At 66.6% G+C, this 21,778-nt stretch carries 22 protein-coding genes and 1 tRNA gene; 13 read left to right on the top strand and 10 right to left on the bottom strand.

Annotation, left to right across the window (positions count from 1 at the left end; genetic code table 11):
• The first annotated feature begins 73 nt into the window (after positions 1-73).
• The 4 genes from AABA51_RS04050 to AABA51_RS04035 are packed head-to-tail and all read left to right on the top strand — an operon-like array spanning position 74 to position 3,767.
• Positions 74-1,204: a DNA polymerase III subunit delta' gene (locus tag AABA51_RS04050; RefSeq protein WP_338274647.1), complete on the top strand. Its 1,131-nt coding sequence runs from the start codon at positions 74-76 to the stop codon at positions 1,202-1,204.
• Positions 1,205-1,222: 18 nt separating this feature from the next.
• On the top strand, positions 1,223-2,032 hold the full coding sequence (locus tag AABA51_RS04045; protein WP_338274645.1) for a TatD family hydrolase: 810 nt from the start codon (positions 1,223-1,225) through the stop codon (positions 2,030-2,032).
• 3 nt (positions 2,033-2,035) lie between these two features.
• A complete protein-coding gene (locus tag AABA51_RS04040; RefSeq protein ID WP_338274643.1) occupies positions 2,036-2,833 on the top strand; it encodes an MBL fold metallo-hydrolase in 798 nt (265 codons plus the stop codon).
• 4 nt (positions 2,834-2,837) lie between these two features.
• Positions 2,838-3,767 (top strand): AEC family transporter, encoded by a 930-nt coding sequence (locus tag AABA51_RS04035; RefSeq protein ID WP_338274641.1) that lies wholly within the window; start codon positions 2,838-2,840, stop codon positions 3,765-3,767.
• Positions 3,768-3,789: 22 nt separating this feature from the next.
• On the opposite strand, the gene AABA51_RS04030 is transcribed toward AABA51_RS04035, so the two are convergent.
• Together AABA51_RS04030 and AABA51_RS04025 are read right to left on the bottom strand one after the other, a co-directional pair.
• Complete coding sequence (locus AABA51_RS04030; RefSeq protein ID WP_338274639.1) at positions 3,790-4,449, bottom strand: Hint domain-containing protein; 660 nt, start codon at positions 4,447-4,449, stop codon at positions 3,790-3,792.
• A 140-nt stretch (positions 4,450-4,589) separates the two neighbouring features.
• On the bottom strand, positions 4,590-4,877 hold the full coding sequence (locus tag AABA51_RS04025) for a DUF1330 domain-containing protein (RefSeq protein ID WP_338274637.1): 288 nt from the start codon (positions 4,875-4,877) through the stop codon (positions 4,590-4,592).
• A 45-nt stretch (positions 4,878-4,922) separates the two neighbouring features.
• Between AABA51_RS04025 and AABA51_RS04020 the strand changes: the two genes are divergently transcribed.
• On the top strand, positions 4,923-6,776 hold the full coding sequence (locus AABA51_RS04020; protein ID WP_338274635.1) for an ABC transporter ATP-binding protein: 1,854 nt from the start codon (positions 4,923-4,925) through the stop codon (positions 6,774-6,776).
• A gap of 55 nt (positions 6,777-6,831) precedes the next feature.
• On the opposite strand, the gene AABA51_RS04015 is transcribed toward AABA51_RS04020, so the two are convergent.
• From AABA51_RS04015 to AABA51_RS04000, 4 genes are all read right to left on the bottom strand, one after another.
• Positions 6,832-7,677, bottom strand: coding sequence for a fumarylacetoacetate hydrolase family protein (locus AABA51_RS04015; protein WP_338274633.1), 846 nt, complete (start codon positions 7,675-7,677; stop codon positions 6,832-6,834).
• A 103-nt stretch (positions 7,678-7,780) separates the two neighbouring features.
• A tRNA-Leu gene (locus AABA51_RS04010) sits at positions 7,781-7,867 on the bottom strand.
• 141 nt (positions 7,868-8,008) lie between these two features.
• Entirely contained in the window at positions 8,009-9,352 is a 1,344-nt protein-coding gene (locus AABA51_RS04005; RefSeq protein WP_338274631.1) for a peptidoglycan-binding domain-containing protein, read from the bottom strand.
• Between the two features lie 158 nt (positions 9,353-9,510).
• Positions 9,511-10,008, bottom strand: coding sequence for a DUF2306 domain-containing protein (locus AABA51_RS04000; RefSeq protein ID WP_338274629.1), 498 nt, complete (start codon positions 10,006-10,008; stop codon positions 9,511-9,513).
• Between the two features lie 119 nt (positions 10,009-10,127).
• Between AABA51_RS04000 and AABA51_RS03995 the strand changes: the two genes are divergently transcribed.
• The 4 genes from AABA51_RS03995 (at position 10,128) to AABA51_RS03980 (ending at position 13,965) form a co-directional block, all read left to right on the top strand.
• On the top strand, positions 10,128-10,895 hold the full coding sequence (locus AABA51_RS03995) for a LytTR family DNA-binding domain-containing protein (protein ID WP_338274627.1): 768 nt from the start codon (positions 10,128-10,130) through the stop codon (positions 10,893-10,895).
• A 13-nt stretch (positions 10,896-10,908) separates the two neighbouring features.
• On the top strand, positions 10,909-11,571 hold the full coding sequence (gene lipB / locus AABA51_RS03990; protein ID WP_338274624.1) for a lipoyl(octanoyl) transferase LipB: 663 nt from the start codon (positions 10,909-10,911) through the stop codon (positions 11,569-11,571).
• 194 nt (positions 11,572-11,765) lie between these two features.
• On the top strand, positions 11,766-13,430 hold the full coding sequence (ctaD, locus tag AABA51_RS03985; RefSeq protein ID WP_338274623.1) for a cytochrome c oxidase subunit I: 1,665 nt from the start codon (positions 11,766-11,768) through the stop codon (positions 13,428-13,430).
• Between the two features lie 7 nt (positions 13,431-13,437).
• Positions 13,438-13,965 (top strand): DUF2244 domain-containing protein, encoded by a 528-nt coding sequence (locus AABA51_RS03980; RefSeq protein WP_338274620.1) that lies wholly within the window; start codon positions 13,438-13,440, stop codon positions 13,963-13,965.
• A gap of 87 nt (positions 13,966-14,052) precedes the next feature.
• Here AABA51_RS03980 and AABA51_RS03975 read toward each other — a convergent pair whose 3' ends face one another.
• Entirely contained in the window at positions 14,053-14,511 is a 459-nt protein-coding gene (locus AABA51_RS03975; protein ID WP_338276427.1) for a GatB/YqeY domain-containing protein, read from the bottom strand.
• 148 nt (positions 14,512-14,659) lie between these two features.
• On the opposite strand from AABA51_RS03975, the gene carA reads away from it, so the two are divergent.
• Both carA and AABA51_RS03965 read left to right on the top strand, forming a co-directional pair.
• A complete protein-coding gene (gene carA / locus AABA51_RS03970) occupies positions 14,660-15,808 on the top strand; it encodes a glutamine-hydrolyzing carbamoyl-phosphate synthase small subunit (RefSeq protein WP_338274618.1) in 1,149 nt (382 codons plus the stop codon).
• A 352-nt stretch (positions 15,809-16,160) separates the two neighbouring features.
• A complete protein-coding gene (locus tag AABA51_RS03965) occupies positions 16,161-18,065 on the top strand; it encodes a glycosyltransferase family 2 protein (RefSeq protein ID WP_338276425.1) in 1,905 nt (634 codons plus the stop codon).
• Here AABA51_RS03965 and AABA51_RS03960 read toward each other — a convergent pair.
• Positions 17,998-18,645 carry a GntR family transcriptional regulator gene (locus AABA51_RS03960; protein ID WP_338276423.1) on the bottom strand — a complete coding sequence of 216 codons (648 nt, stop codon included), beginning with the start codon at positions 18,643-18,645 and terminating at the stop codon, positions 17,998-18,000. The two genes, AABA51_RS03965 and AABA51_RS03960, sit on opposite strands and share 68 nt — an antisense overlap.
• Positions 18,646-18,748: 103 nt before the next feature.
• On the opposite strand from AABA51_RS03960, the gene AABA51_RS03955 reads away from it, so the two are divergent.
• Both AABA51_RS03955 and AABA51_RS03950 read left to right on the top strand, forming a co-directional pair.
• Positions 18,749-19,417 carry a pyrimidine 5'-nucleotidase gene (locus tag AABA51_RS03955; protein WP_338274616.1) on the top strand — a complete coding sequence of 223 codons (669 nt, stop codon included), beginning with the start codon at positions 18,749-18,751 and terminating at the stop codon, positions 19,415-19,417.
• A gap of 111 nt (positions 19,418-19,528) precedes the next feature.
• Positions 19,529-20,734, top strand: coding sequence for a UbiH/UbiF family hydroxylase (locus tag AABA51_RS03950; RefSeq protein WP_338274615.1), 1,206 nt, complete (start codon positions 19,529-19,531; stop codon positions 20,732-20,734).
• Between the two features lie 72 nt (positions 20,735-20,806).
• Here the strand turns inward: AABA51_RS03950 and AABA51_RS03945 are convergent, their stop codons facing one another.
• Together AABA51_RS03945 and AABA51_RS03940 are read right to left on the bottom strand one after the other, a co-directional pair.
• Positions 20,807-21,265, bottom strand: coding sequence for an Lrp/AsnC family transcriptional regulator (locus AABA51_RS03945; RefSeq protein ID WP_338274613.1), 459 nt, complete (start codon positions 21,263-21,265; stop codon positions 20,807-20,809).
• Positions 21,262-21,717 (bottom strand): Lrp/AsnC family transcriptional regulator, encoded by a 456-nt coding sequence (locus tag AABA51_RS03940; protein WP_338274611.1) that lies wholly within the window; start codon positions 21,715-21,717, stop codon positions 21,262-21,264. The genes AABA51_RS03945 and AABA51_RS03940 overlap by 4 nt, the downstream gene beginning before the upstream one ends.
• Between the last annotated feature and the right edge of the window lie 61 nt (positions 21,718-21,778).

The raw sequence follows: 21,778 nt of genomic DNA, 5'->3' as shown, positions 1-21,778 counted from the left end.
GCGGGAAATCTGCAGATTTCCCAACCGGAAAACTCGAGTTTTCCGCCCCCTCCCCCCATGCTACCACCATGCCATGACCGAGGACGCCCTCCCAGAACCCGACCGCCTCGACGGTGCGCCGCACCCGCGCCAGACCGCGCGGCTCTTCGGCCAGCCCGAGGCCGAGGCGGCGTTTCTCGCGGCCTTCACCTCGGGCCGGCTGCCCCATGGCTGGCTTCTGACCGGACCCGAGGGCGTGGGCAAAGCCACCTTCGCCTGGCGCGCCGCCCGCTTTCTTCTGGCCACGCCCCCCGATACCGGCGACAGCCTGTTCGGCGCGCCCCCGCCGCCCCAAACGCTCGACATCGACGACGACCACCCCGTCGCCGCCCGCCTGCGCGCGCTCTCCGAACCGGGGCTCTGCCTCATCCGCAGGCCCTGGGACGAAAAGACCAAGAAACTCAAATCGCAGCTCACCGTGGACGAGGTGCGCCGCGTCAAATCCTTCTTCCACATGTCCGCAGGCGACAGCGGCCGCCGCGTCGTCATCGTCGACAGCGCCGACGAGATGAACGCCTCCGCCGCCAATGCGCTCCTCAAGGAGCTGGAGGAACCGCCCGCCGACGCGGTCCTGTTCCTCATCTCGCACCGCCCCTCGGGTCTTTTGCCCACGATCCGCTCGCGTTGCCGGACCCTGCGCTTCGGCCCGCTCTCGCCCGATGACCTGACCGCCGCGCTGGCGCAGGCCGGCCAGACCCCGCCCGAAAACGCGGCAGCCTTGGCCGAACTGGCCGCAGGCTCGGTGGGCGAGGCGGTGCGCCTTGCCGCCCATGGCGGTCTCGGCCTCTACCGCGACCTCGTCATGCTGCTCGATGGCCTGCCCCGGCTCGACCGCGCGCTGGCGCTCCGCCTGTCGGAGGCCACGGCCGGCAAGGGCGGCGAGACGGCCTTTGACCTGACGCTCTCGCTCCTTGACCGCGCGCTGGCCCGCCTTGCCCGGCAAGGGGCCACCGGCCATCCCCTGACCGAGATCGTTCCGGGCGAGGCGAAAACCTTGGCCCGCCTTGCCCCCGATCCCGTCGCCGCCCGCCTCTGGGCCGATCTTGCGGCCAACCTGACCCAACGGGCGCGGCGCGGGCGGGCGGTCAACCTTGACCATGCCGCGCTCACGTTCGATATGTTCCTCGACCTCGACCGGACCGCCGCACAGCTTCCCGCGGCCTGACCCCCGCGAAAGCCCGCCATGCAAGACCCCCTGCCCCAGATCGTCGACAGCCATTGCCATCTGGATTTCGACGACCTCGCCGCCGATCTGCCCGATGTCGTCGCGCGCGCCACGGCGGCGGGCGTCACCCGCATGGTCACGATCTGCACCCGCCTGCGCAACGCGGCCCACGTCCGCGCCATCGCCGAGACGCATGGCCCCGTGTTCTGGGCCGCGGGCACCCATCCGATGAGCGTGGCCGACGAACCCATGGCCACCCTCGACGAGCTGGAAAAGCTCGCCCGCCATCCGAAATTCGTGGGCATCGGCGAAACCGGGCTCGATTATCACTACACCGCCGAAACAAAGGCCCTGCAACAAGACAGCCTGCGCCTGCATATCGAGGCCGCGCGCCGGACCGGCCTGCCGCTCATCATCCATGCCCGCGACGCCGATGACGACATGGCCCGCATCCTGACCGAGGAATATCGCGCAGGCCCCTATAGCTGCGTGATGCACTGCTTTTCCTCGAGCGCGGAACTGGCGCGCGCCGCGCTCGACCTCGGCTTCTATCTGTCCATGTCGGGCATCGCCGCCTTTCCCAAAAGCGCCGAGTTGCGCGCGATCTTTGCAGCAGCACCGCTCGAGCGCATCTTGCTGGAAACCGACAGCCCCTATCTCGCGCCGCCGCCCCATCGCGGCAAGCGCAACGAACCGGCCTATACCGCCCATACCGCACGCGTCGGCGCCGAGGTCTTCGGCCTCGATTACGCGGATTTCGCGGCGGCCACCTCGACCAATTTCGACCGGCTGTTCTGGAAAGCCGCCGCTTGGGCAAAGGCCGCCTGACCCATGGCCCAACTGAGCTTCACCATCCTCGGCTGCGGGTCTTCGGGCGGTGTGCCGCGTCTGGGCGGGCATTGGGGCGATTGCGATCCGACCAATCCCAAAAACGCCCGGCGGCGCTGTTCGCTCCTGATCCGGCGGCGCGATACGGCGGGCGAAACCGCCGTTCTGATCGACGCCTCCCCCGATCTGCGCGCCCAGCTTCTGGATGCCGGGATCGGCGAGCTTGACGCCGTCGTCTTCACCCATGCCCATGCCGATCACGTCCACGGGATCGACGATCTGCGCATGATCGTCTTCAACATGCGCCGCCGCCTGCCGGTCTGGGCCGATGGCCCGACCCAGAACGACCTTCTGAACCGCTTCGGCTATGCCTTCGTGCAACCGCCCAATTCCGCCTATCCCCCGATCCTCGACCTGAACGCGATCGAGGGCGATGTGACGATCACGGGCAAGGGCGGGGCGATCACCCTGACCCCGTTCGAGGTGGAACACGGCAATATCGACGCGCTCGGCTTTCGCATCGGCGACCTGGCCTACCTGCCCGATGTCTCCGACATCCCCGATCCGGCCTGGGCGGTGCTTGAGGGTCTCGATTGCTGGATCCTCGACGCGCTGCGCCGCACGCCCCATCCCAGCCACGCGCATCTGGACCGCTCGCTCGAATGGATCGCGCGTGCGAAACCCCGCCGCGCCGTGCTGACGAACATGCATATCGACCTCGATTACGCGACCGTCGCCGCCGAAACCCCCGATCACGTCACGCCCGCCCATGACGGCCTGACCCTCACCTACGAGGTCTGAGCGATTGCTCGATATCCTTGCCATCGTCGTGCCCGTCTTTCTGGTCGTGGGCGCGGGCTACCTTGCGGTCTGGGCCCGGCTTTTCGCCGACAGCGCCGTCGACGGGCTGATGGTCTTCACCCAGAAATTCGCCATTCCCTGCCTGCTCTTCTCGGCCATCGCGACGCTGGATCTGGGGGCGGATTTCGACCTGTCGCTTCTGGTCAGCTATTATACCGGCTCCACCATCAGCTTTTTCGTGGGGATGCTCGGCGCAAGGCTGATCTTTCGCCGCCCGATGATCGACAGCGTGGTGATCGGCTTTTGCGGCCTCATGGCCAATTCCGTCCTTCTGGGCCTGGCCATCGGGGAAAGCGCCTATGGCATCGACAGCCTTGGGCCGAATTACGCGATCATCGCGCTGCATGCGCCCTTTTGCTACCTGCTCGGGATCATCACGATGGAAATCGTCCGGGCCGAAGCGGGCGGGCCCCGGCTTGCCACACGGGTGCTCAAGGGGATCTTCAGCAATGCGCTGATGATCGGCATCGGGCTTGGCTTTGTCGTGAACCTCTCGGGCCTGCCCATTCCGGGCGTCGTCGATGACGCGCTCGCCCTGATGATCCGGGCTGCGCTGCCCGCAGCGCTCTTCGGCCTTGGCGGTGTGCTCTACCGCTACAAGCCCGAAGGCGACGCGGGCGTGATCGCGATGATCTGCGCCATCTCGCTCGTGCTGCATCCGGCCATCGCCTTTGCCATGGGCAGCACGATCGGCAATCTCTCGCAGGGGCAGCTGCGCGCCGCGGTGATCACGGCGGCCATGGCGCCGGGCGTGAACACCTACATCTTCGCCGACATGTATGGCGCGGCGCGGCGGGTCGTGGCCTCTTCGATCCTCATCGGCACGGCCCTGACCGTGCTGGCCGCCTCGGCCTGGATCTGGATTCTGGGATAACCCGTCCCGCCCGCCCCTGTGCTCAGGCCGCGCGCAGCAGCCGTTCCTCCCGCTCCGACAGAACGGGCAAGGCCGCCTCGGACGGCAGGGGCGCATCGACCATCGGCAAGGCCGGGTGTTCGAAAGCCTCGGCGCAGGCCGCAAGCCCTGCAAGCAACAAGGCCGTTTCCGCACCGGGCCGCAGCGTTTCGCAAGCCACGTTCTCGGCCAGGATGATCTCGTGGCGCTCCAGCATCAGGTGGATATAGGTGACCGTCTCGGCGCTGTCGTCGATCCGGATGCCTGCCCCGTCCACGAAACTCCGCGCGCTGGCCAGAACGGCCCCGGTATCGAAGAGAAGCTCGGCCTGCCAGCCCTCGAACCGGACAAGATGCCCCTGTCCGACGCGCAGCGGCCGGATGTTGTCCATGACGCCCGTCTCGATCAGGACCGGCGCAAAGGCGCCCTGTCCCGGCATCTGGCTCGCCCCTGACCAAAGGATCGTGGCATGCCGTCCATCCGCCGTCAGAACGCTGTCGCCAGCCCGGAGCCGTTCGACCGCGACATAGCCCATGGGCGTGGCGATCCGCGTTCCCGCGACAAAGCCCGTGGCCTCCAGCCCGGCCGCTTCGGGCCCGGTGGAGGGGTCACGCGCCAGCGCGCGCGGCGTGGTTAAGAATTCGTGGCGGAATGGTGCGGACATTTACATACCCTTTGTGACTCTACCCTGCCTGGTAAGGTCTAGGTAAGGTCTCGGGCAGCAATGCGAACCGATCTGGGCATTTTGGGGACCGGCCTTGCGCCCTGCCCCAATTCCGCCACGACACTGCGCCTGTCGCCGTCTCAGACGCCTTCGACGACGAGGATCACGCTGTCGGCCGTGCGGCGACGGATGTCGGCCACCTCCTGGTAGGCGGGATCGTTATAGGCCGCAAGCGCCGCCGCGTAGCTCGGGAATTCGATCACGACATGGCGCATGAGGGTCTCGCCCTCCATCACCTGCGCCTGTCCGCCGCGCACGATGAACTGCCCGCCCAGACCCAGAAGGATCGGCGTGTCGCGTTCCACGTATTCCTTGTAGGCTTCGGGATCGTTCACGGTGATATGGCCGATGATATAGCCCTTGGGCATGGTTTCCTGTCCTCCTCGTTGCAGGGTCGGACCGCTCATAGCGTGATGCCCGCCGCTTGTCTGCCCCGCATCCATCGCGTAAGCCACGGGCTCGACACCTTGCACCGCCTGCGGAGCCGCACCCTGCCGACCGCCGTCTCCACCTCCGCCCACCCCGAGGCCAAGGCCCGTCACCTGTTGGGGCGTCTGTGGCACGATCACGTGCGCGCGCACTTGCCCCGCTTGCTCGTGGCCGCCGTGCTGATGACCATCGAGGGCGCGACGCTCGGCGTTCTGGCCTACATGGTCCAGCCGCTTTTCGACGACATGTTCGGCGCGGGCAGCATGGATGGGGTGGGCTGGATCGCGCTGGCCATCGCGCTGATCTTCGTGGCGCGCGCCATCGCGGGCTTTGCCCAGCGCCTGATCATCGTGACGATCGGCCTCAAGGTCACGACAGAGCTGCAATCGCGCCTCGTGACCCATCTTCTGGCGCTCGACATCGGCTATTTCCGCGACAACCCGCCCGGTGCCCTGATCGAACGGGTGCGGGGCGACACGCTGGCGCTGCAGGGGCTTGCCTCCTCCACCGTCATGTCGCTGGGGCGGGACACGATCACGCTGGTCTCGCTCCTGACGGTGATGCTGACCAATGACTGGGTCTGGACGCTTCTGGCGCTGATCGGCCTGCCGCTTCTGGTGCTGCCGATCATGGCCATCCAGGGCTATATCCGCAAGACCGCCACCGCCAGCCGCGAGGCCGCAGCGCGGCTTTCCACCCAGCTCGACGAGATGTTCCACGGCATCCAGTCGATCAAGCTGAACCGGCTGGAAGCCCATGAAACCGGCCGCTTCGGCGAAGAGGTCAAGGCCTTCTTGCGGCAGGCGGTCCGCTCGCAGCGCGGGCTTGCGGCCAATCCGGCGATGATCGACGTGATCTCGGCGGCAGGGTTCGTCGCGGTGCTCTATTTCGGGGGCGGCCAGATCGTCGCGGGCGAAAAGACCGTGGGCGAATTCATGTCCTTTTTCACCGCGCTGGCCCTCCTGTTCGATCCGCTCCGGCGGCTGTCGAACATCGCGGGGCAGATCCAGGCCGGGATCGCCTCGCTCGACCGGCTTTACGCCGTGCTCGAAGCGCGCCCGACGATCCTGCCGCCCAGCGATCCGCAGCCTGTGCCGCGAGGCGACATCCGGTTCGAGGATGTGCGCTTCGGCTATGACGGCCTGCCCGTCCTGCAAGGTCTGAGCCTGACAGCTGCGGCTGGCCAGACCACGGCGCTGGTCGGCCCGTCGGGCGCGGGCAAGACCACGGTTTTCGGCCTCCTGACGCGGCTGATCGACCCCGATGCCGGGGCAATCACCATCGGCGGCACCGAGCTGCGCCGGCTTGGGCTGGACGGATTGCGCGATGCCATCGCCGTCGTCGGGCAGGAAACCGCGCTGTTCGATGCCAGTATCGCACAGAACATCCGTCTTGGCCGTCTCGACGCGACCGAGGCCGAGGTGCGCGCCGCCGCCGAGGCGGCATCGGTCCTCGAATTCGCCGACAACCTGCCGCAAGGCCTCGATTCGCCCGTCGGGCCGCGCGGCTCCGCCCTGTCGGGGGGGCAGCGCCAGCGCGTGGCGATTGCGCGCGCCATGCTCAAGGCGGCACCGATCCTGTTGCTCGACGAACCGACCTCGGCGCTCGACGCGCGGTCCGAACAGCTGGTGCAGGAAGCCTTGGCCCGCCTTGCCGAGGGTCGCACGACTCTGGTGATCGCGCATCGCCTGTCCACGATCCGCGACGCCGACAAGATCGTCGTGCTCGACCGGGGCCGCGTGATCGAAGAGGGGCGCCACGCCGATCTGATGGCCAAAAACGGGGCCTATGCCCGCCTGCACGATCTGCAGGCCGCAGGGGTCGCCACACCGCTTTGACGCCGGTGTTCGCGGCGACCCGCAGAGGGCCGCCGCCACGTCCGGCTAAAGGCGACTAGACGCGCGCCCTGACCTCCGAACGCTGCGCGCCAAGGCCGTCGATGGACAATTCCACCACATCGCCATTGGCAAGGTAGCGCGGCGGCTTTTGGCCCATGCCCACGCCCGGCGGCGTGCCCGTGACGATCAGGTCGCCCGGCTCGAGCAGGGCGAATTGGCTCAGGTATTCGACGATATGGGCGACGCCGAAAATCATCGTCGCGGTCGTGCCCTTTTGCATGACCGCCCCGTTGACCGACAATTCCATCCCCAGCGCCTGCGGATCGGCGATCTCGTCCCGGGTGACAAGCCACGGGCCGCAGGGGCAGAAATTTGGATAGCTCTTGCCCTTCATCCACTGGCCGCCGCGCTCGATCTGCCAGGCGCGTTCGGACACGTCATTGGCCGCGACATAGCCAAAGACATGATCCATCGCCGTCCCCGGCGCGATGTCGAGCGCGGGCGCGCCGATCACGATGCCCAGTTCCACCTCCCAGTCGATCTTGGTCATGCCGGGCGAAGTCAGGATCGGGTCATTCGGCCCGCAAAGCGCGCTCCCCGGCTTGCTGAAGACGATGGGTTCGGAGGGCACGGGCATCCCCGCTTCGGCGGCATGGTCCGAATAATTCAACCCGATGCACCAGATGTTGCGCGGCCGCGCGATGGGGGACCCGATGCGCTGCCCCGCCATGTCGAGCGCGGGAAGGGTCGACAGATCGACGCCGGCAAGCCTTGCGCCAAGATCCGCGATCGTCTCGGGCCCGATATCGGGCACGATGGTCGAGATATCGCGCGCAACGCCTGCTGCATCCAAGATGGCGGGGCGTTCCGCCCCTGCCGTACCGATCCGCATGAACCGCATGACCGCCCTCCTCCGCTGAATGGTCGGAGGCGACTAACCATAGCTTGGCGTCGGTGTCACGGGAGAAAGGCCGGGGCCGTCCGGCATGGCCTTAAGGCCTGATTGGTGCGGTCGAGAAGACTCGAACTTCCACGGGAGTTACCCCACAGCGACCTCAACGCTGCGCGTCTACCAATTCCGCCACGACCGCACGTGATCAGGTAGTGGCAGGCGTTTAGCCGAGCGTTTCGGGCTTGTGAAGAGGGTGTGACGCGATTTTTCGCATCCGGCCCACAACAAACTTTGCCCGGCCTGAAAAGGGGGCCGGACAAAGCCAAGGGTCAGCGTGGGATCACTGCGTGATGCTGCTGCTCGGAACGGGAACCGGGACGGGCACCGGAACCGGAACCGGCTGGGCCGCGGGCACGGGCATGGGCATCGCACCACCCCCCTGCATCCGCGCCGTGGCAGCACGCAACAGCTGGGTGCGCTCGGGCTGGCCGGGCATGAAGGCGGGCTGCGCGCCCTGTTCCACCGCGCTCAGGCTGGCATTGTACCATTGCTGGGCAAGATCGGGCCGCGTGGTCGTGCCGAACCCTTCGCGCAGGTGGTGGCCCAGCAGTTCGCCATAGGCGACTTCGCCCATCGCGGCGAGGGCAAGGACCGATCCCACCGCCATGCGCATGTTGTCCTGTGCATAGCCGACCGACAGGCAGACCCGCGCGGTGGCCACCAGATCGGCGGGCGGAATGCCCGTGCCCAGCGCGACAGTCGTCACTTGCGGCATCAGCTGCGCCTGCGGCATCAGGGAGGCCTGGTCGATCTGGGTGGCGAACAATTGCGTGAACTGGCCGCATTGGTCGCTGATCTGCGCCGGAGACAGCCCCGCGATGGCCTGCATCAGCTGCTCGCCCTGTGCCATGGCATAGGTCCGCGCGACGCAGAATTGTTCGCTCAGCGCGAAATCGGGATCGCTCAGGTTGGCCAGGGTGACATAGCCGCCATTCGTCGAGGTCTGAAGCATCACGCCATTGCAGGTATTGGCCAGCGAGGCCGTGGGCGCGGCATTGGCAAAGAGATTCGGGACCGCCGGTGCCGTGGCCGCCAGCACACCGGGCGCGGGAACCGGGGCTGCAGGCTGCGGATTGACGATGACGGTCGTCGCGGGCGGCTGCGGCGCGAAAGGCTGCGGGGCAAAGGGTTGGGGGGCTGCCGCAGGCAGGGTCCGCCCCTCGCGGCTGTCCCGATAGGCGAAGAGCAGCGGCTGACCGGCCAGCCCGGTCTGCTGCGCGCCCCCGTTCTGGCCCCAGTAATAGGCATCCATCAGGTAATCGAACTGGTAGCTCGAAAACTCGCGCCCATTGACCGGATAGCCCATCGCGCGCTGGAAGCGTTCGATGGCGGCGCGCGTCCCGTTGCCGACCTGTCCGTCCACGGTCCCGGCGTTGAAACCGAAATAGTTCAGCGCGAGCTGGGTTTCGCGCCCCTGCTGGGTGGCCGGGATGCCGGGGCGCACGACCCGTGTCGTGGTCGTCGTCCGCGTCGTGTTGCGGTTGCCCTGCGTCAAGGCATGGGCGATCACCCCGCCGATGATGGCACCGCCGAGAAATTCGGCGGCATCGGCCTCGGCCCGCTTGGCCGGCACAAGCGCAAGCGCAGCAACAAGGCTGGCCGAGGTCAGGAAACGTGCGATCATGTTTGTCCCTCCAGGTCACGGTACAGGCCCAAAATGCGGCAGCGGGGCCCTTATCGGGCATGAAGCTAGCACAGCTCGTCCGAAACCCGAGGCAAAAATGCCGCAGGGTCAGGAAAACCCGCCCCGTCACGCAGGCGGGGTGGGCAAGGTCTGGAACATCACCCGACCAAGCGCCGCACGGACCGCAGGCGCATGAAACGCATCGAAAGGGCCAAGCCGACGCCACAGATCACGACCACCCCAAGCATGGGACGCTCCGGGAAAAGCAGCGTGTTGAGCGTCCGTCCCGGCAAGAGCGTGAAGCTGCCCGCGATGATCAGCGCCTGCCAGTAAAGCGCGCGCATCCAGCCGGAATGGGTCGCCACATCGCCCGCGCGCGCCGCGAAAACGCCGCGCCACAAACCATAGAACACCAGCACCGACAGCGCGTGAATGGGACCAAATCCATAGCCGATGGGCAGGACCGCCGCCTCGATCCACAAGGCGCTGCCCGCCGTGAGCGCCATCAACCCGACCCAGAGATATCCCGCCCCCTTGTGCCAGATGTCGCGGCGACGCCGGGTCAGGGCAAAGGGACCAAGCACCAGCGCGCCGAGGGCGGGCCACAGATGCAGATGCACGGCAAGCGGCAAGGCGGCGAGTTCGGAAGCGGTCATCGGGTCTTTCCCTGTGTCAGCTGCGCAACGGCTTGTGAGCGCGGCATGGCTTTGGCACCCTCCTGTTCTGACCGCGCGCCGCCGTGCCAGCGCGCCTTCGCAAGAAACGGATGGACTTCGTGACTGACCGCCCGCCGTCATCCGCGCTTCGTGAGTTGCGGGCCCATCTTGGGCGACCGATGACCCTGTCGGGTCTGGCCGGGGCCGTGGCGCTCCTGGTGCTGGCCGGTCCCTTCGGCACGCTCGAAAGCCTGACGCTTACCGCGCGCGCAGGCTATTGGGGGATCGTGGTGATCAGCACCTATGCGACGGGAACCGCCATCGACATCTGGCTGCGGCCCCGTCTTGCCGCGCGGGGTCGGGCGATCCGGCTCGCAGGCGTGGCCATGGCGACGGCATGCGCGGTCACGGGTCTGGTGAGCGTGCTGAACGGGGTGCTTCTGGGGCTATGGCCCCAAGATGACGGCATGATGCCCATCATCGCATCCATCTTTCTTGTGGCCGCCATCGCCAGCTTGCTCTTACAACTGCAGGGACAGGCGACAGCGCCTGCCGGCCCAGTCGAAACCCAACCCATCCTGATGGACCGTCTGCCGCTCGACAAACGCGGGCCGCTCATCGCGCTGTCGGTCGAGGATCATTATGTCCGCATCCGCACGACGCGGGGCGAGACGATGCTCCTGATGCGGCTTGCCGATGCGATCCGGGAAACGGCGCCCACGCCGGGCCTGCAGGTCCACCGCTCGCATTGGATCGCCATCGATGCCGTCCGCGCCGTGCGCCGCGAGGGGGATCGCGCCATTCTCACGATGACGACGGGACGTGACATTCCCGCCTCGCGCTCGCATATGACCGCCCTGAGGGATGCGGGCCTTCTGCCGCGCTGAGAACAGGTGCCACATGGTCGAATGGATCATCTCGGACAGCCCGGTCGCCTATGCGGAGGCCGTCGCCTGGATGGAGGCGCGCGCCGATGCCATCGCGCGCGGCGAAGCGCCCGAGGCGATCTGGCTTCTGGAACACCCCCCGCTCTATACGGCCGGAACCTCGGCCAAGCTGTCCGATCTCAAGGATCCCGACCGTTTCCCGATCTTCGAAACCCGGCGCGGCGGGCAATATACGTATCACGGGCCGGGCCAGCGCGTGGTCTACGTGATGCTCGACCTGAACACGCGCGGGCGCGACGTGCGCGCCTTCGTCGCCGCGCTCGAGGCTTGGGTGATCACGACGCTCGCCAGTTTCAACGTCACGGGAGAGGTGCGCGCGGGCCGTGTCGGCGTCTGGGTCGCGCGACCCGACAAGCCCCCCCTGCCCGACGGCACCCCGCGCGAGGACAAGATCGCGGCCATCGGCGTGCGCCTGCGCAGATGGATCAGCTTTCACGGGCTGTCGATCAATCTCGACCCGGACCTGTCCCATTTCGACGGGATCGTGCCCTGCGGAATCACCGGCCATGGCGTCACGAGCCTGATCGATCTGGGCCTGCCGGTGACGATGGACGACCTCGATGTTGCGCTGCGCGGTGCGTTCGACGCGGTTTTCGGCGAAGAGCGCGAAAGCTGATCCTTCTGGTCGGCACGAATGGTTTCCGCGCGCCTTGATCTGAGACAATTTTCCTCACCCCCCGGCGCGGCTGATTGACGCCAGCAACATTGCGGCACTGACAGGATCGCCCTAGAAGGTCATCATGGAACGCGCGCGCAGCCATCCGGCACTAGCCTGGCTGCCGTGCGACGAGCGACAGACAGGAGTTTCACATGGCAGACGCCGCCATTTCGGGGCATGACCACGAACGCCCGGGTTTCTTCACCCGGTGGTTCATGTCCACAAACCACAAGGATATCGGGATCCTCTACCTGTTCACTGCAGGTATCGTGGGTCTGATCTCGGTCATCTTCACCGTCTACATGCGGATGGAGTTGATGGAACCGGGCGTCCAGTACATGTGCGCCGAAGGCGCGCGGGTGCTTTCTGCGGCCGCCGAGGGTGAATGTACCCCGGACGGGCACCTGTGGAACGTGATGATCACGGGCCACGGCGTTCTGATGATGTTCTTCGTGGTGATTCCCGCGCTGTTCGGCGGCTTCGGCAACTATTTCATGCCGCTGATGATCGGCGCGCCGGACATGGCGTTTCCGCGTCTGAACAACCTGTCCTACTGGCTGTATGTCGCGGGCACGGCGCTGGCTTTCTGCGCGGTGTTCATCGATGGCGGCGCAGGCCCCGGCTGGACCTTCTACCCGCCGCTCTCGTGGCAGGATGCGCCCACCAGCCGCGCGGTCGATTTCGCGATCTTCGCCGTGCACGTTTCGGGGGCGTCCTCGATCCTCGGCTCGATCAACATCATCACGACCTTCCTGAACATGCGCGCACCGGGCATGACGCTGCACAAGGTGCCGCTCTTTGCCTGGTCGATCTTCGTCACCGCCTGGCTGCTGCTTCTGTCGCTGCCGGTTCTGGCGGGCGCGATCACCATGCTTCTGACCGACCGCAACTTCGGCACGGCCTTCTTCGACGTGTCGGGCGGCGGTGACCCGGTCCTGTTCCAGCACATCTTCTGGTTCTTCGGCCACCCCGAGGTCTACATCGTGATCCTGCCGGCCTTCGGCGTGATCAGCCATATCGTCTCGACCTTCTCCAAGAAGCCGATCTTCGGCTACCTGCCGATGGTCTACGCGCTGGTCGCCATCGGGGGCCTGGGCTTCGTCGTGTGGGCGCACCACATGTACACGGTCGGCATGACCCTGACCCAGCAGGCCTATTTCATGGTCGCAACCATGGTGATCGCGGTGCCCACGGGCATCAAGATCTTCAGCTGGATCGCCACGATGTGGCAGGGCTCGATCAGCTTCAAGACGCCGATGCTCTTTGCCGTGGGCTTCATCTTCCTGTTCACGCTGGGGGGTGTGACCGGCATCATCCTGAGCCAGGCAGGCGTGGACCGGGCCTATCACGACACCTATTACGTCGTGGCCCACTTCCACTACGTGATGTCGCTGGGCGCCGTTTTCGGCATCTTCGCGGGCATCTACTACTGGATCGGCAAGATGTCGGGCCGCCAGTATCCCGAGCTGATGGGCAAGGTGCATTTCTGGATGTTCTTCATCGGCACCAACCTGACCTTCTTCCCGCAGCACTTCCTGGGCCGTCAGGGCATGCCGCGCCGCTACATCGACTACCCGGACGCTTTCGCGCTCTGGAACTACGTCAGCTCGATCGGCGCGTTCATCTCCTTCGCCTCGTTCCTGCTTTTCATCGGCATCGTCTTCTACACGCTGCGCGCCGGCAAGAAGATCGAGGAAAACGCCTATTGGGGCGAACATGCCGACACGCTGGAATGGACCCTGCCCAACCCGCCGCCGGAGCACACCTTCGAAGAGCTTCCGACGCGCGAGATGTGGGACCGTCAGCCGCATCACTGACAGGGCCATGCCGGTAGAGATCGAAAACCTGAACGGGGCCCCGGACAAAACCGGGGCCCTTTTCCGTGAGGGGCACGGAACACCCCGGCTGCGCCTGACGCTCAGGCCGCACAAATCGCTGACGCCCGAGGGATTCGTCTGGTTCATCGGGCTGACGGCGGCGCTGATCTCGGTGCCGCTGTTCGCCATCCTCGGCACTGCCGTGTTCTGGGCGCTCCTGCCCTTTCTGGGGGCGGCGGTCTGGGGCATCTGGGCCGCGCTCAAACGCAACTGGCGCGACCATGACATCTACGAGGAAGTCGTGGTCTGGGATGACCTGATCCGGCTGGAACGGCACGAACCGCGCCGCCCGCCCCGCGACTGGGAGGCCAATCCCTACTGGGTCCGCGTCGTGCTGCACGCGCGCGGCGGGCCGGTGCCGCAATACCTGACGCTGCAGGGCGGCGACAGGGAGGTGGAACTGGGCGCCTTCCTGACCCCGCCCGAGCGCGTGGGGCTCAAGGACACGCTGGAACGCGCCCTGCGCGCTGCCTGACGCGGGGCGCGCGGCAAAGACGCACGAAAAAAGGGGCGCACCCATGCCGGATGCGCCCCTTTGCATTTGACCAAGCCCGATCGGTGCTCAGGCCAGCCGCGCCTTCACCATCGGGCCCACGGCGCCGAAATCCATCTGGCCGGTGTATTTTTCCTTGAGCGCCGCCATGACGCGGCCCATGTCGCGCAGGCCCGCAGCGCCGGTATCGGCAATGGCGCGGGTGACCGCGGCCTCGACCTCTTCGGCGGACAATTGGCGCGGCAGGTATTCCTCGATCACGCCGATTTCCGCGCGCTCCTTTTCGGCCAGTTCGAGCCGTCCGCCTTCCTCGTAGGCGCGCGCGCTTTCCTGGCGCTGCTTGACCATCTTGCCGAGGATCGCGAGCACACCCGCCTCGTCCACGCCATCGGCCCGGCCTTCGCCGCGCAGCGCGATGTCCTGATCCTTGATCGCGGCATTGATCAGCCGCAGCGTGCTGAGCCGCGCGGCATCCTTGTCGCGCATGGCCGCTTTCAGGCCCGCGCCGATCCGTTCCCTCAGATCCATACCCATGACAACCCCCACGATGTGTCCAAGCGGGACAGATAGGACAGACAGGGCGCGGCAACAACACCCCCTGCACCGCCTTGACCCGACCCCGCGCCCCCCTTAGACCACGCCCAATTTGCCCGGACCCCTGCACGGAGCTGCCGCCATGCCCGCAAAACCCACCGCCTGTCTCGCACTTGCCGATGGTACGTTGTTCTATGGGCGCGGCTTCGGCGCGACGGGGATGCGCGTGGCCGAGCTGTGCTTCAACACCGCCATGACCGGCTACCAGGAGATCATGACCGACCCGTCCTATGCCGGGCAGATCGTGACCTTCACCTTCCCCCATATCGGCAATACCGGCGTCACCCCCGAGGATGACGAAACCGGCGATCCCGTGGCCGAAGGCATGATCGTGAAATGGGACCCGACCGAGCCGTCGAACTGGCGCGCGACCGGCGATCTGGTGTCCTGGCTGGAAAAGACGGGCCGCATCGGGATGGGCGGCGTCGACACCCGCCGCCTGACCCGCGCCATCCGTCAGCAGGGCGCGCCCCATGTGGCGCTCGCCCATGACCCGGAGGGCAATTTCGACATCGAGGCGCTGGTTCAGGCCGCGCGCGGCTTTCCGGGGCTTGTCGGCCTCGACCTCGCCAAGGGGGTCACCTGCGCGCAATCCTATCGTTGGGATGAAAAGCGGTGGGCCTGGCCCGACGGCTATACCCGCCGCGAAGGTCCCGCCCCCAAGGTCGTGGCCATCGACTATGGCGCCAAGCGCAACATCCTGCGCTGCCTTGCCTCCGTGGGCTGCGACGTGACCGTGATGCCCGCGACCACCACCGCCGAAGAGGTGCTGGCCCAGAACCCCGACGGCGTCTTCCTGTCCAACGGCCCCGGCGATCCGGCCGCGACCGGCACCTATGCCGTTCCCATGATCCAGGGCGTGCTCAAGGCCGATCTGCCGATCTTCGGCATCTGCCTCGGCCACCAGATGCTGGCGCTGGCGCTGGGGGCCAAGACCGTCAAGATGAACCACGGCCACCATGGCGCCAACCACCCGGTCAAGGATCTGGAAAGCGGCAAGGTCGAGATCACCTCGATGAACCATGGCTTTACCGTGGACAGCCAGACCCTGCCCAAGGGCGTGATCGAAACCCATGTGAGCCTGTTCGACGGCTCGAATTGCGGGATCCGCATGGCGGACCGTCCCGTCTATTCGGTGCAATACCACCCCGAGGCCAGCCCCGGCCCGCAGGACAGTTTCTACCTGTTCGAACGCTTCGCCGAAGCCATCCGGGCACGCGGGGCAGCCTGATCCGGTCCCTTGCACCCGCCACGACCAAGGCGGGTGCGGATTAACCGTCCCTTAACCAAACTGCCCCATCCTGACGGCGACCGAAGGTGTACCAGCCGCGCCGGACGTCCTGATGCTGCTTGTCATTGGCCGCCAGGGGCACGTGCGGATGGAACATATCGAGATGCGGGGTGCATCCCCGACCACGGAGCATGCGGCATGGCCGCAGCAGGCCCGCAGTCCTGCACCGGACACAAGCCATCCCCCTCACTCGACACGGGCACGTCTTGAGCGTCGGCTGACCACCGCACACCGCGCGCATGACAGGCTTCCGGCGCTCTTGATGCTGCGTGGCGCGGTCCCGGCGGTGGATATGTCGACCGCGGAACGGCTGCGCGCCACGACGGGGGCCGATCTTGGGGAGGTCCTGCTTGCGCGCGGCTTCGTTTCCGAACCCGACCTGATTGCCGCACAGGCGGAATGCCACGGTCTTGGTCAGGTCGATCTGTCCCTTTCCCGCCCCGATCCTGCGCTTGCACGGTATCTCGACCCGCACGACGCGCTGGCGCTGAACTGTGTGCCGATCCGGCGCGCGGGACCAATCCTGGTGGTCGCGACCTCAAGACCCGAAAATGCGGAGGCCATCCGAGCCGCGACAAAGGCCCAAGCGGATCGGCTTGCCATCCTGCCGGGTTCCGGCCCGGTTTCCGCGCTGCCCTCGGCATGGCAGCGGGACCTGCACACCGTGGTCACCCTTGCCCCGCGCGCGCAGATCACGATGGCGCAGGTCGCGCTCTACGGCCAATCCCTCGCCCGGACGGCAGAGGGTCAGGCGCCCCGGAATTCAAGTTGCCGCACCTGGCGCGCGGCGATGGCCAAGCGTTGGGCGCTGTTGTTTGCGATCTGTATTGTTCTTTCAGCCATGGTGTTCCCGAACATCCTGACAGCCGTCTTGTTCTCGGTCGCCCTGCTCGTCTTTGCAGGCAACATGACGCTCAAGATCGCCGCATTCGCGGCAGCACGGCGTGCCAAGCAGACCTTGGTGACATCGCCGGATCCCGCCCCCCTGACACGTCAACCTGTCGTCTTGCTTCTCGTGCCCCTCTATCGCGAACAGGATATCGCGGCGACACTGGTGTCGCATCTGTCGCGCCTCGACTATCCGCCCGAATTGCTCGACGTGCTGCTGATCACCGAGCTTGATGACACAACCACGCACAAGGCGCTGGCCGACACGTGTCTTCCGCCGACATGGCGGGTGCTCACCGTGCCCCCGGGGACGCCGCGGACCAAGCCGCGCGCGCTGAATTTCGCCCTGCCCTTCGCCCGTGGCGAGATCATCGGGGTTTATGATGCCGAAGATCGACCGGAACCCGACCAGATCGACAAGGTCGCCCGCCGCTTTGCCACATGCCCCCCCGATGTCGCCTGTCTTCAGGGACGGCTCGATTACTTCAATGCCCGCCACAACCTCCTGTCGCGCCTGTTCGCCCTCGAATATGCCAGCTGGTTCCGGGTCATGCTGCCGGGTGTCCAGCACATGGGACTGGTCGTGCCGCTTGGGGGCACGACACAATTCCTGCGCCGGGACGTTTTGATCGCCGTCGGCTGCTGGGATGCCCATAACGTGACCGAGGATGCGGAGCTGGGCCTGAGGCTCGCCCGCAGCGGATACCGGACCGAGATTCTCGAGACCACGACCTACGAGGAGGCGAATGCCGCAATCCTGCCCTGGATCCGGCAACGCGCGCGGTGGCAAAAGGGCTACCTGATGACATGGGCGACGGCGATGCGCGCGCCTCGATCCCTTTGGCGCGATCTGGGCCCGATCCGGTTTCTCGCGCTTCAGGTGCAGATTCTCGGGGCGGTGGCGGGTTTTCTCGTCGCACCGCTCCTGTGGTCGTTGATGATCAAGCCCTTTGGCCAGGCCCATCCGCTCGACGCGATTGTCGGTCCGACGGGATATGGTGTGTTGGGGACAGCTTTCGTGGCCAGCTCGGTCTTGTCGATCGCCGTTACCCTGCAAGCGACGGCTGCGCCGCACCTGCGCCATCTGCGACCCGCGATCCTCTTGATCGAACTCTATTTCCTGCTCGCCACGCTCTCAGCCTGGAAGGCACTGGCGGACATGATCTGGCGGCCATTTCTCTGGGACAAGACGGAGCATGGGAAATTCGGCGGCGCGGCAGCCCCGGATCCGGATACGGATCTCATCCCTCGACCTTCTGGGCCTCTTCCTTCAGACGCACCACGAAGGCGATCGACAGGTGATCCTTGAGCGCTTGGGCCGCGCGCGCACCGTCCCGGGCGGCGATGGCCTCCACGATCTCGGCATGTTCGGCGAGCGCCTTTTGCCCGCGCCCCTGCGCCGCCAGAGAGGTGCGCGCCATCAGCGCCATGGAGCGGTAGACGAGATCCAGTTGCTGGACGAGAAACCGGTTGTGGCTGGCCAGGTGGATCTGGTGGTGGAAACGGCGGTTCGCGCGCGCCAGCGCCTGGGGATCGCCCAGAAGCGCGTGATCGGCCTCGACCATGCCGCGCAGAACCTCGATCTCCTCGATGGCGGCATGCTGGGCCGCAAGCCGGGCCGCCAGCCCCTCCAGCTCCTGGCGGACGGCATATAGCTCGGCCATCTGCGCATGATCGAGCGAGGCGACGATCAGCGACCGTCCGTCGCGGGTCAGCAGGCTTTGGGTTTCCAGCCGCTGGAGCGCCTCGCGGATCGGCGTGCGGCTTACCCCGAAACGGTCGGCCAGTTCCGATTCCACCAGCCGGTCGCCTGGGCGGTAGATGCCCTGGTCTATCGCATCGAGGATCAGGGCATAGGCATCCTTGTGCGGATCGGGGGCGGGTCGCATGGCCATGGGTGCGGTATCCTTTCGTATGCCGCAGGACGCTAGGGGGTGATCCCGCCCCTGTCCAGACTTGCGGCGCGCGCCGCGCGGCCCTAGGCCATGGCGCATGAGCCAGACATATCACGCCCCCGCCGCCCTGCCGGGCTTTGCCCATGTCGAGACCTGGGTCTTTGACCTCGACAACACGCTCTATCCGCCTGAGATGGCGCTGTTTGACCAGATCAACATCCGCATGACGGATTGGGTGATGCGGGCGCTCGGCGTCGACCAGCCCGAGGCGGATCGGCTGCGCCACCGCTACTGGCGCGACCATGGGACGACGCTTGCGGGCCTGATGCGCCACCACGGGGTCGATCCCGGCCCCTATCTCGAAGAGGTGCATGACATCGATTTCACCGTTCTCGCCCCGGATGCGGCGCTGGCCGAGGCCATCGCGGCGCTGCCCGGGCGCAAGATCGTCTATACCAACGGCACCAGGCCCTATGCCGAACGGGTGATCGCGCATCGCGGCCTCGATGGGCTGTTCGACGCGATCTACGGGGTGGAACACGCAGGCCTGATCCCGAAACCGGAACGCGCGGCCTATGAGACGGTCTTTGCCGCCGATGGCCTGACCGCGACGCGGGCCGCGATGTTCGAGGATGATCCGCGCAACCTGGCCGTGCCCCATGCCATGGGGCTGCGCACGATCCATGTCGCCCCCGCGCCCGAACCGGCGGATTTCATCGAGCATCACACCGACGATCTGGCCGGGTTCCTGTCGCGCCTCCGGTAAGCTCAAAAAATTCGTACGAATTTTTTGAGCCGGCGATTTTTTCGTACGAAAAATCGCCTTGGGACAGCCTGTCGCGTCGTCGTGGGCCCCAGATCGCCCTAGCTCTGGACCATGGCTCAGATCGAACACACCGACATCTTCATCTCGGGCGGCGGCATCGCCGGCCTGATCGCCGCCGCAGCCTTCGGGAAAGCGGGCTTGTCGGTGATCTGCGCAGACCCGGCCCCCCCAGTGACCGACGCGGCGGCCGAAGGCTCCGACCTGCGCACCACGGCCTTTCTTCAACCCTCGCGCCAGTTCCTCGACCGCGCGGGGCTCTGGGATCGCCTTGCCCCCCATGCCATGCCGCTGCAGGTGATGCGGATCGTGGATGCGGGCGGCGAGATCGCGGAACCCCGCGTGGCCCATGATTTCAACGCCGCCGATATCTCGGAGCTGCCCTTTGGCTGGAACCTGCCCAATTGGCTCTTGCGGCGCGAGATCTCGGCGCATCTGGCAGAGCTGCCCAATGTGGATTTCCGCCCCGGCAAAGGCACGGCGCAGCTGATGACCCGCGAGGCCGAGGCGCGCGTGAGCCTGAGCGACGGTGCCCGGATTTCGGCGAAACTCGTGATCGGCGCCGATGGCCGCACCAGCCCCGTGCGGGAGGCCGCAGGCATCGCCGCGACCACGCTGCGCTATGGACAAAAGGCGCTGGCCTTTGCCGTGACCCACCCGATCCCGCACGAGAACGTATCGACCGAGATCCACCGCTCGGGCGGGCCCTTTACGCTTGTGCCGCTGCCCGATCATGACGGCAGACCCTGTTCCGCCGTGGTGTGGATGGAACGCGGCCCCGAGGCGCAACGGCTTGCCACCCTGCCCGAGGAGGCCTTCAACGCCGAGATGACGGAACGCTCCGCCCATCTGTTCGGGCCGCTGACCCTGATCCGCCGGCGCACGATCTGGCCCATCATCAGCCAGATCGCCGACCGGATGGAGGCGGAACGGATCGCGCTTGTGGCCGAGGCCGCGCATGTCGTCCCCCCGATCGGGGCGCAGGGATTGAACATGAGCCTCAAGGACCTGCGCGTTCTGCTGGACCTGGTCCTGGCGCAACCGGCCGATCCGGGCGCGCGCGAGCTGTTGCGCGCCTATCATCGCGCGCGTCATGCGGAGGTTCTGGCGCGGGTCACGGGGGTGGATGCGCTCAACCGCGCCTCGATGGCCGAGGCGCAGGGCTTGCGCGACATGCGGATGCGGGCGCTGAACGCGATCTATTCGGTGACGCCCGTCCGGCGCGTCATGATGCGCGCGGGGCTTGGGGCCACCGGGTAAAGGGGGCTCTGCCCCCGCCGCGCCCCTTTGGGTCGCGTCTCCCCCGGAGTTTTCTTGCCAAGATGAAGAGGCTCAGCCCAAGGGACCGGGGCGGCGTTCCTCGGACAGAAGGACATTGGCCTCCACCTGTCCGACACCGGGCAGGGTCATGATCCGGCGGCGCAGCACCCGCTCGAAATCGGGCAGGTCGCGGGCCACGACGCGCAGGCGGAAATCATAGAGACCGAGCACATGTTCGACCGTCTGCACCTCGGGGATGGCGGAAACCGCGCGTTCGAAATCCTGCAGGCTGACGCGGCCCTTGAGCGCGAGTTTCACGCCCAGAAACACCGTGACGCCAAAGCCCAGCGCCTCGAGGTCGAGATCGAGGGAGCGCGCGCCCAGGACACCCGCCTCGGTCAGGCGTTTGATGCGGCGCCAGGCGGCCGGTTGCGACAGGCCGATGCGGCGGCCAAGCGCGGAGGCGGCAAGCGTCGCATCCTGTTGCAGCGCGCGCAGGATCGCGCGGTCGGTGGCGTCAAGGTCGATCATAGGGGCAGTGTTTGCTGGTTCTTGACGCTGGCCACATGCATCAGCGCCTCGATGTCGGCGATATGCGGCAGGGACAGGATGCGGTCGCGGTAGATCTCCTGATAATGCGACATGGAGCGGGCGATCACGGCAAGCCGTGCATCGACGCGGCCCAGAAAGGTCTGGATCTCGATCACCTCGGGCACGTCGCGGGCGGCGGCGAGGAATTCGTCGAAGGCGCGGGGATTGGTCTTGTCGAGGGTGATGCGCAGGCTGACCTCGACCGCGTAGCCCAAGGCGGGCCAGTGGATCGTCATGCGCTGCCCGCGCAAGATGCCCTGCGCCTCGAGCCGTTCGAGACGTTTGTAGGTGGTGGCCAGCGCGAGGCCGGCGGCGCGGGCAAGCTCGGTCACGGGTTGGGCGGGGTCTGCCTGCAACTGGCGCAGGAGACGGCGGTCGCTGTCATCAAGCATTGTTTTTTGCGTATTTCTTTTTATTGCGCATGACTTTCTAACATGTCGATAAAATTTTGCC

It is taken from the genome of Roseicyclus marinus (assembly GCF_036322625.1).
GTDB classification, from domain to species: Bacteria; Pseudomonadota; Alphaproteobacteria; order Rhodobacterales; family Rhodobacteraceae; genus Roseicyclus; species Roseicyclus marinus_A.
The sequence above is the reverse complement of the archived record's forward strand: the minus strand, read 5'-3'. Positions and strand labels throughout refer to the sequence as shown.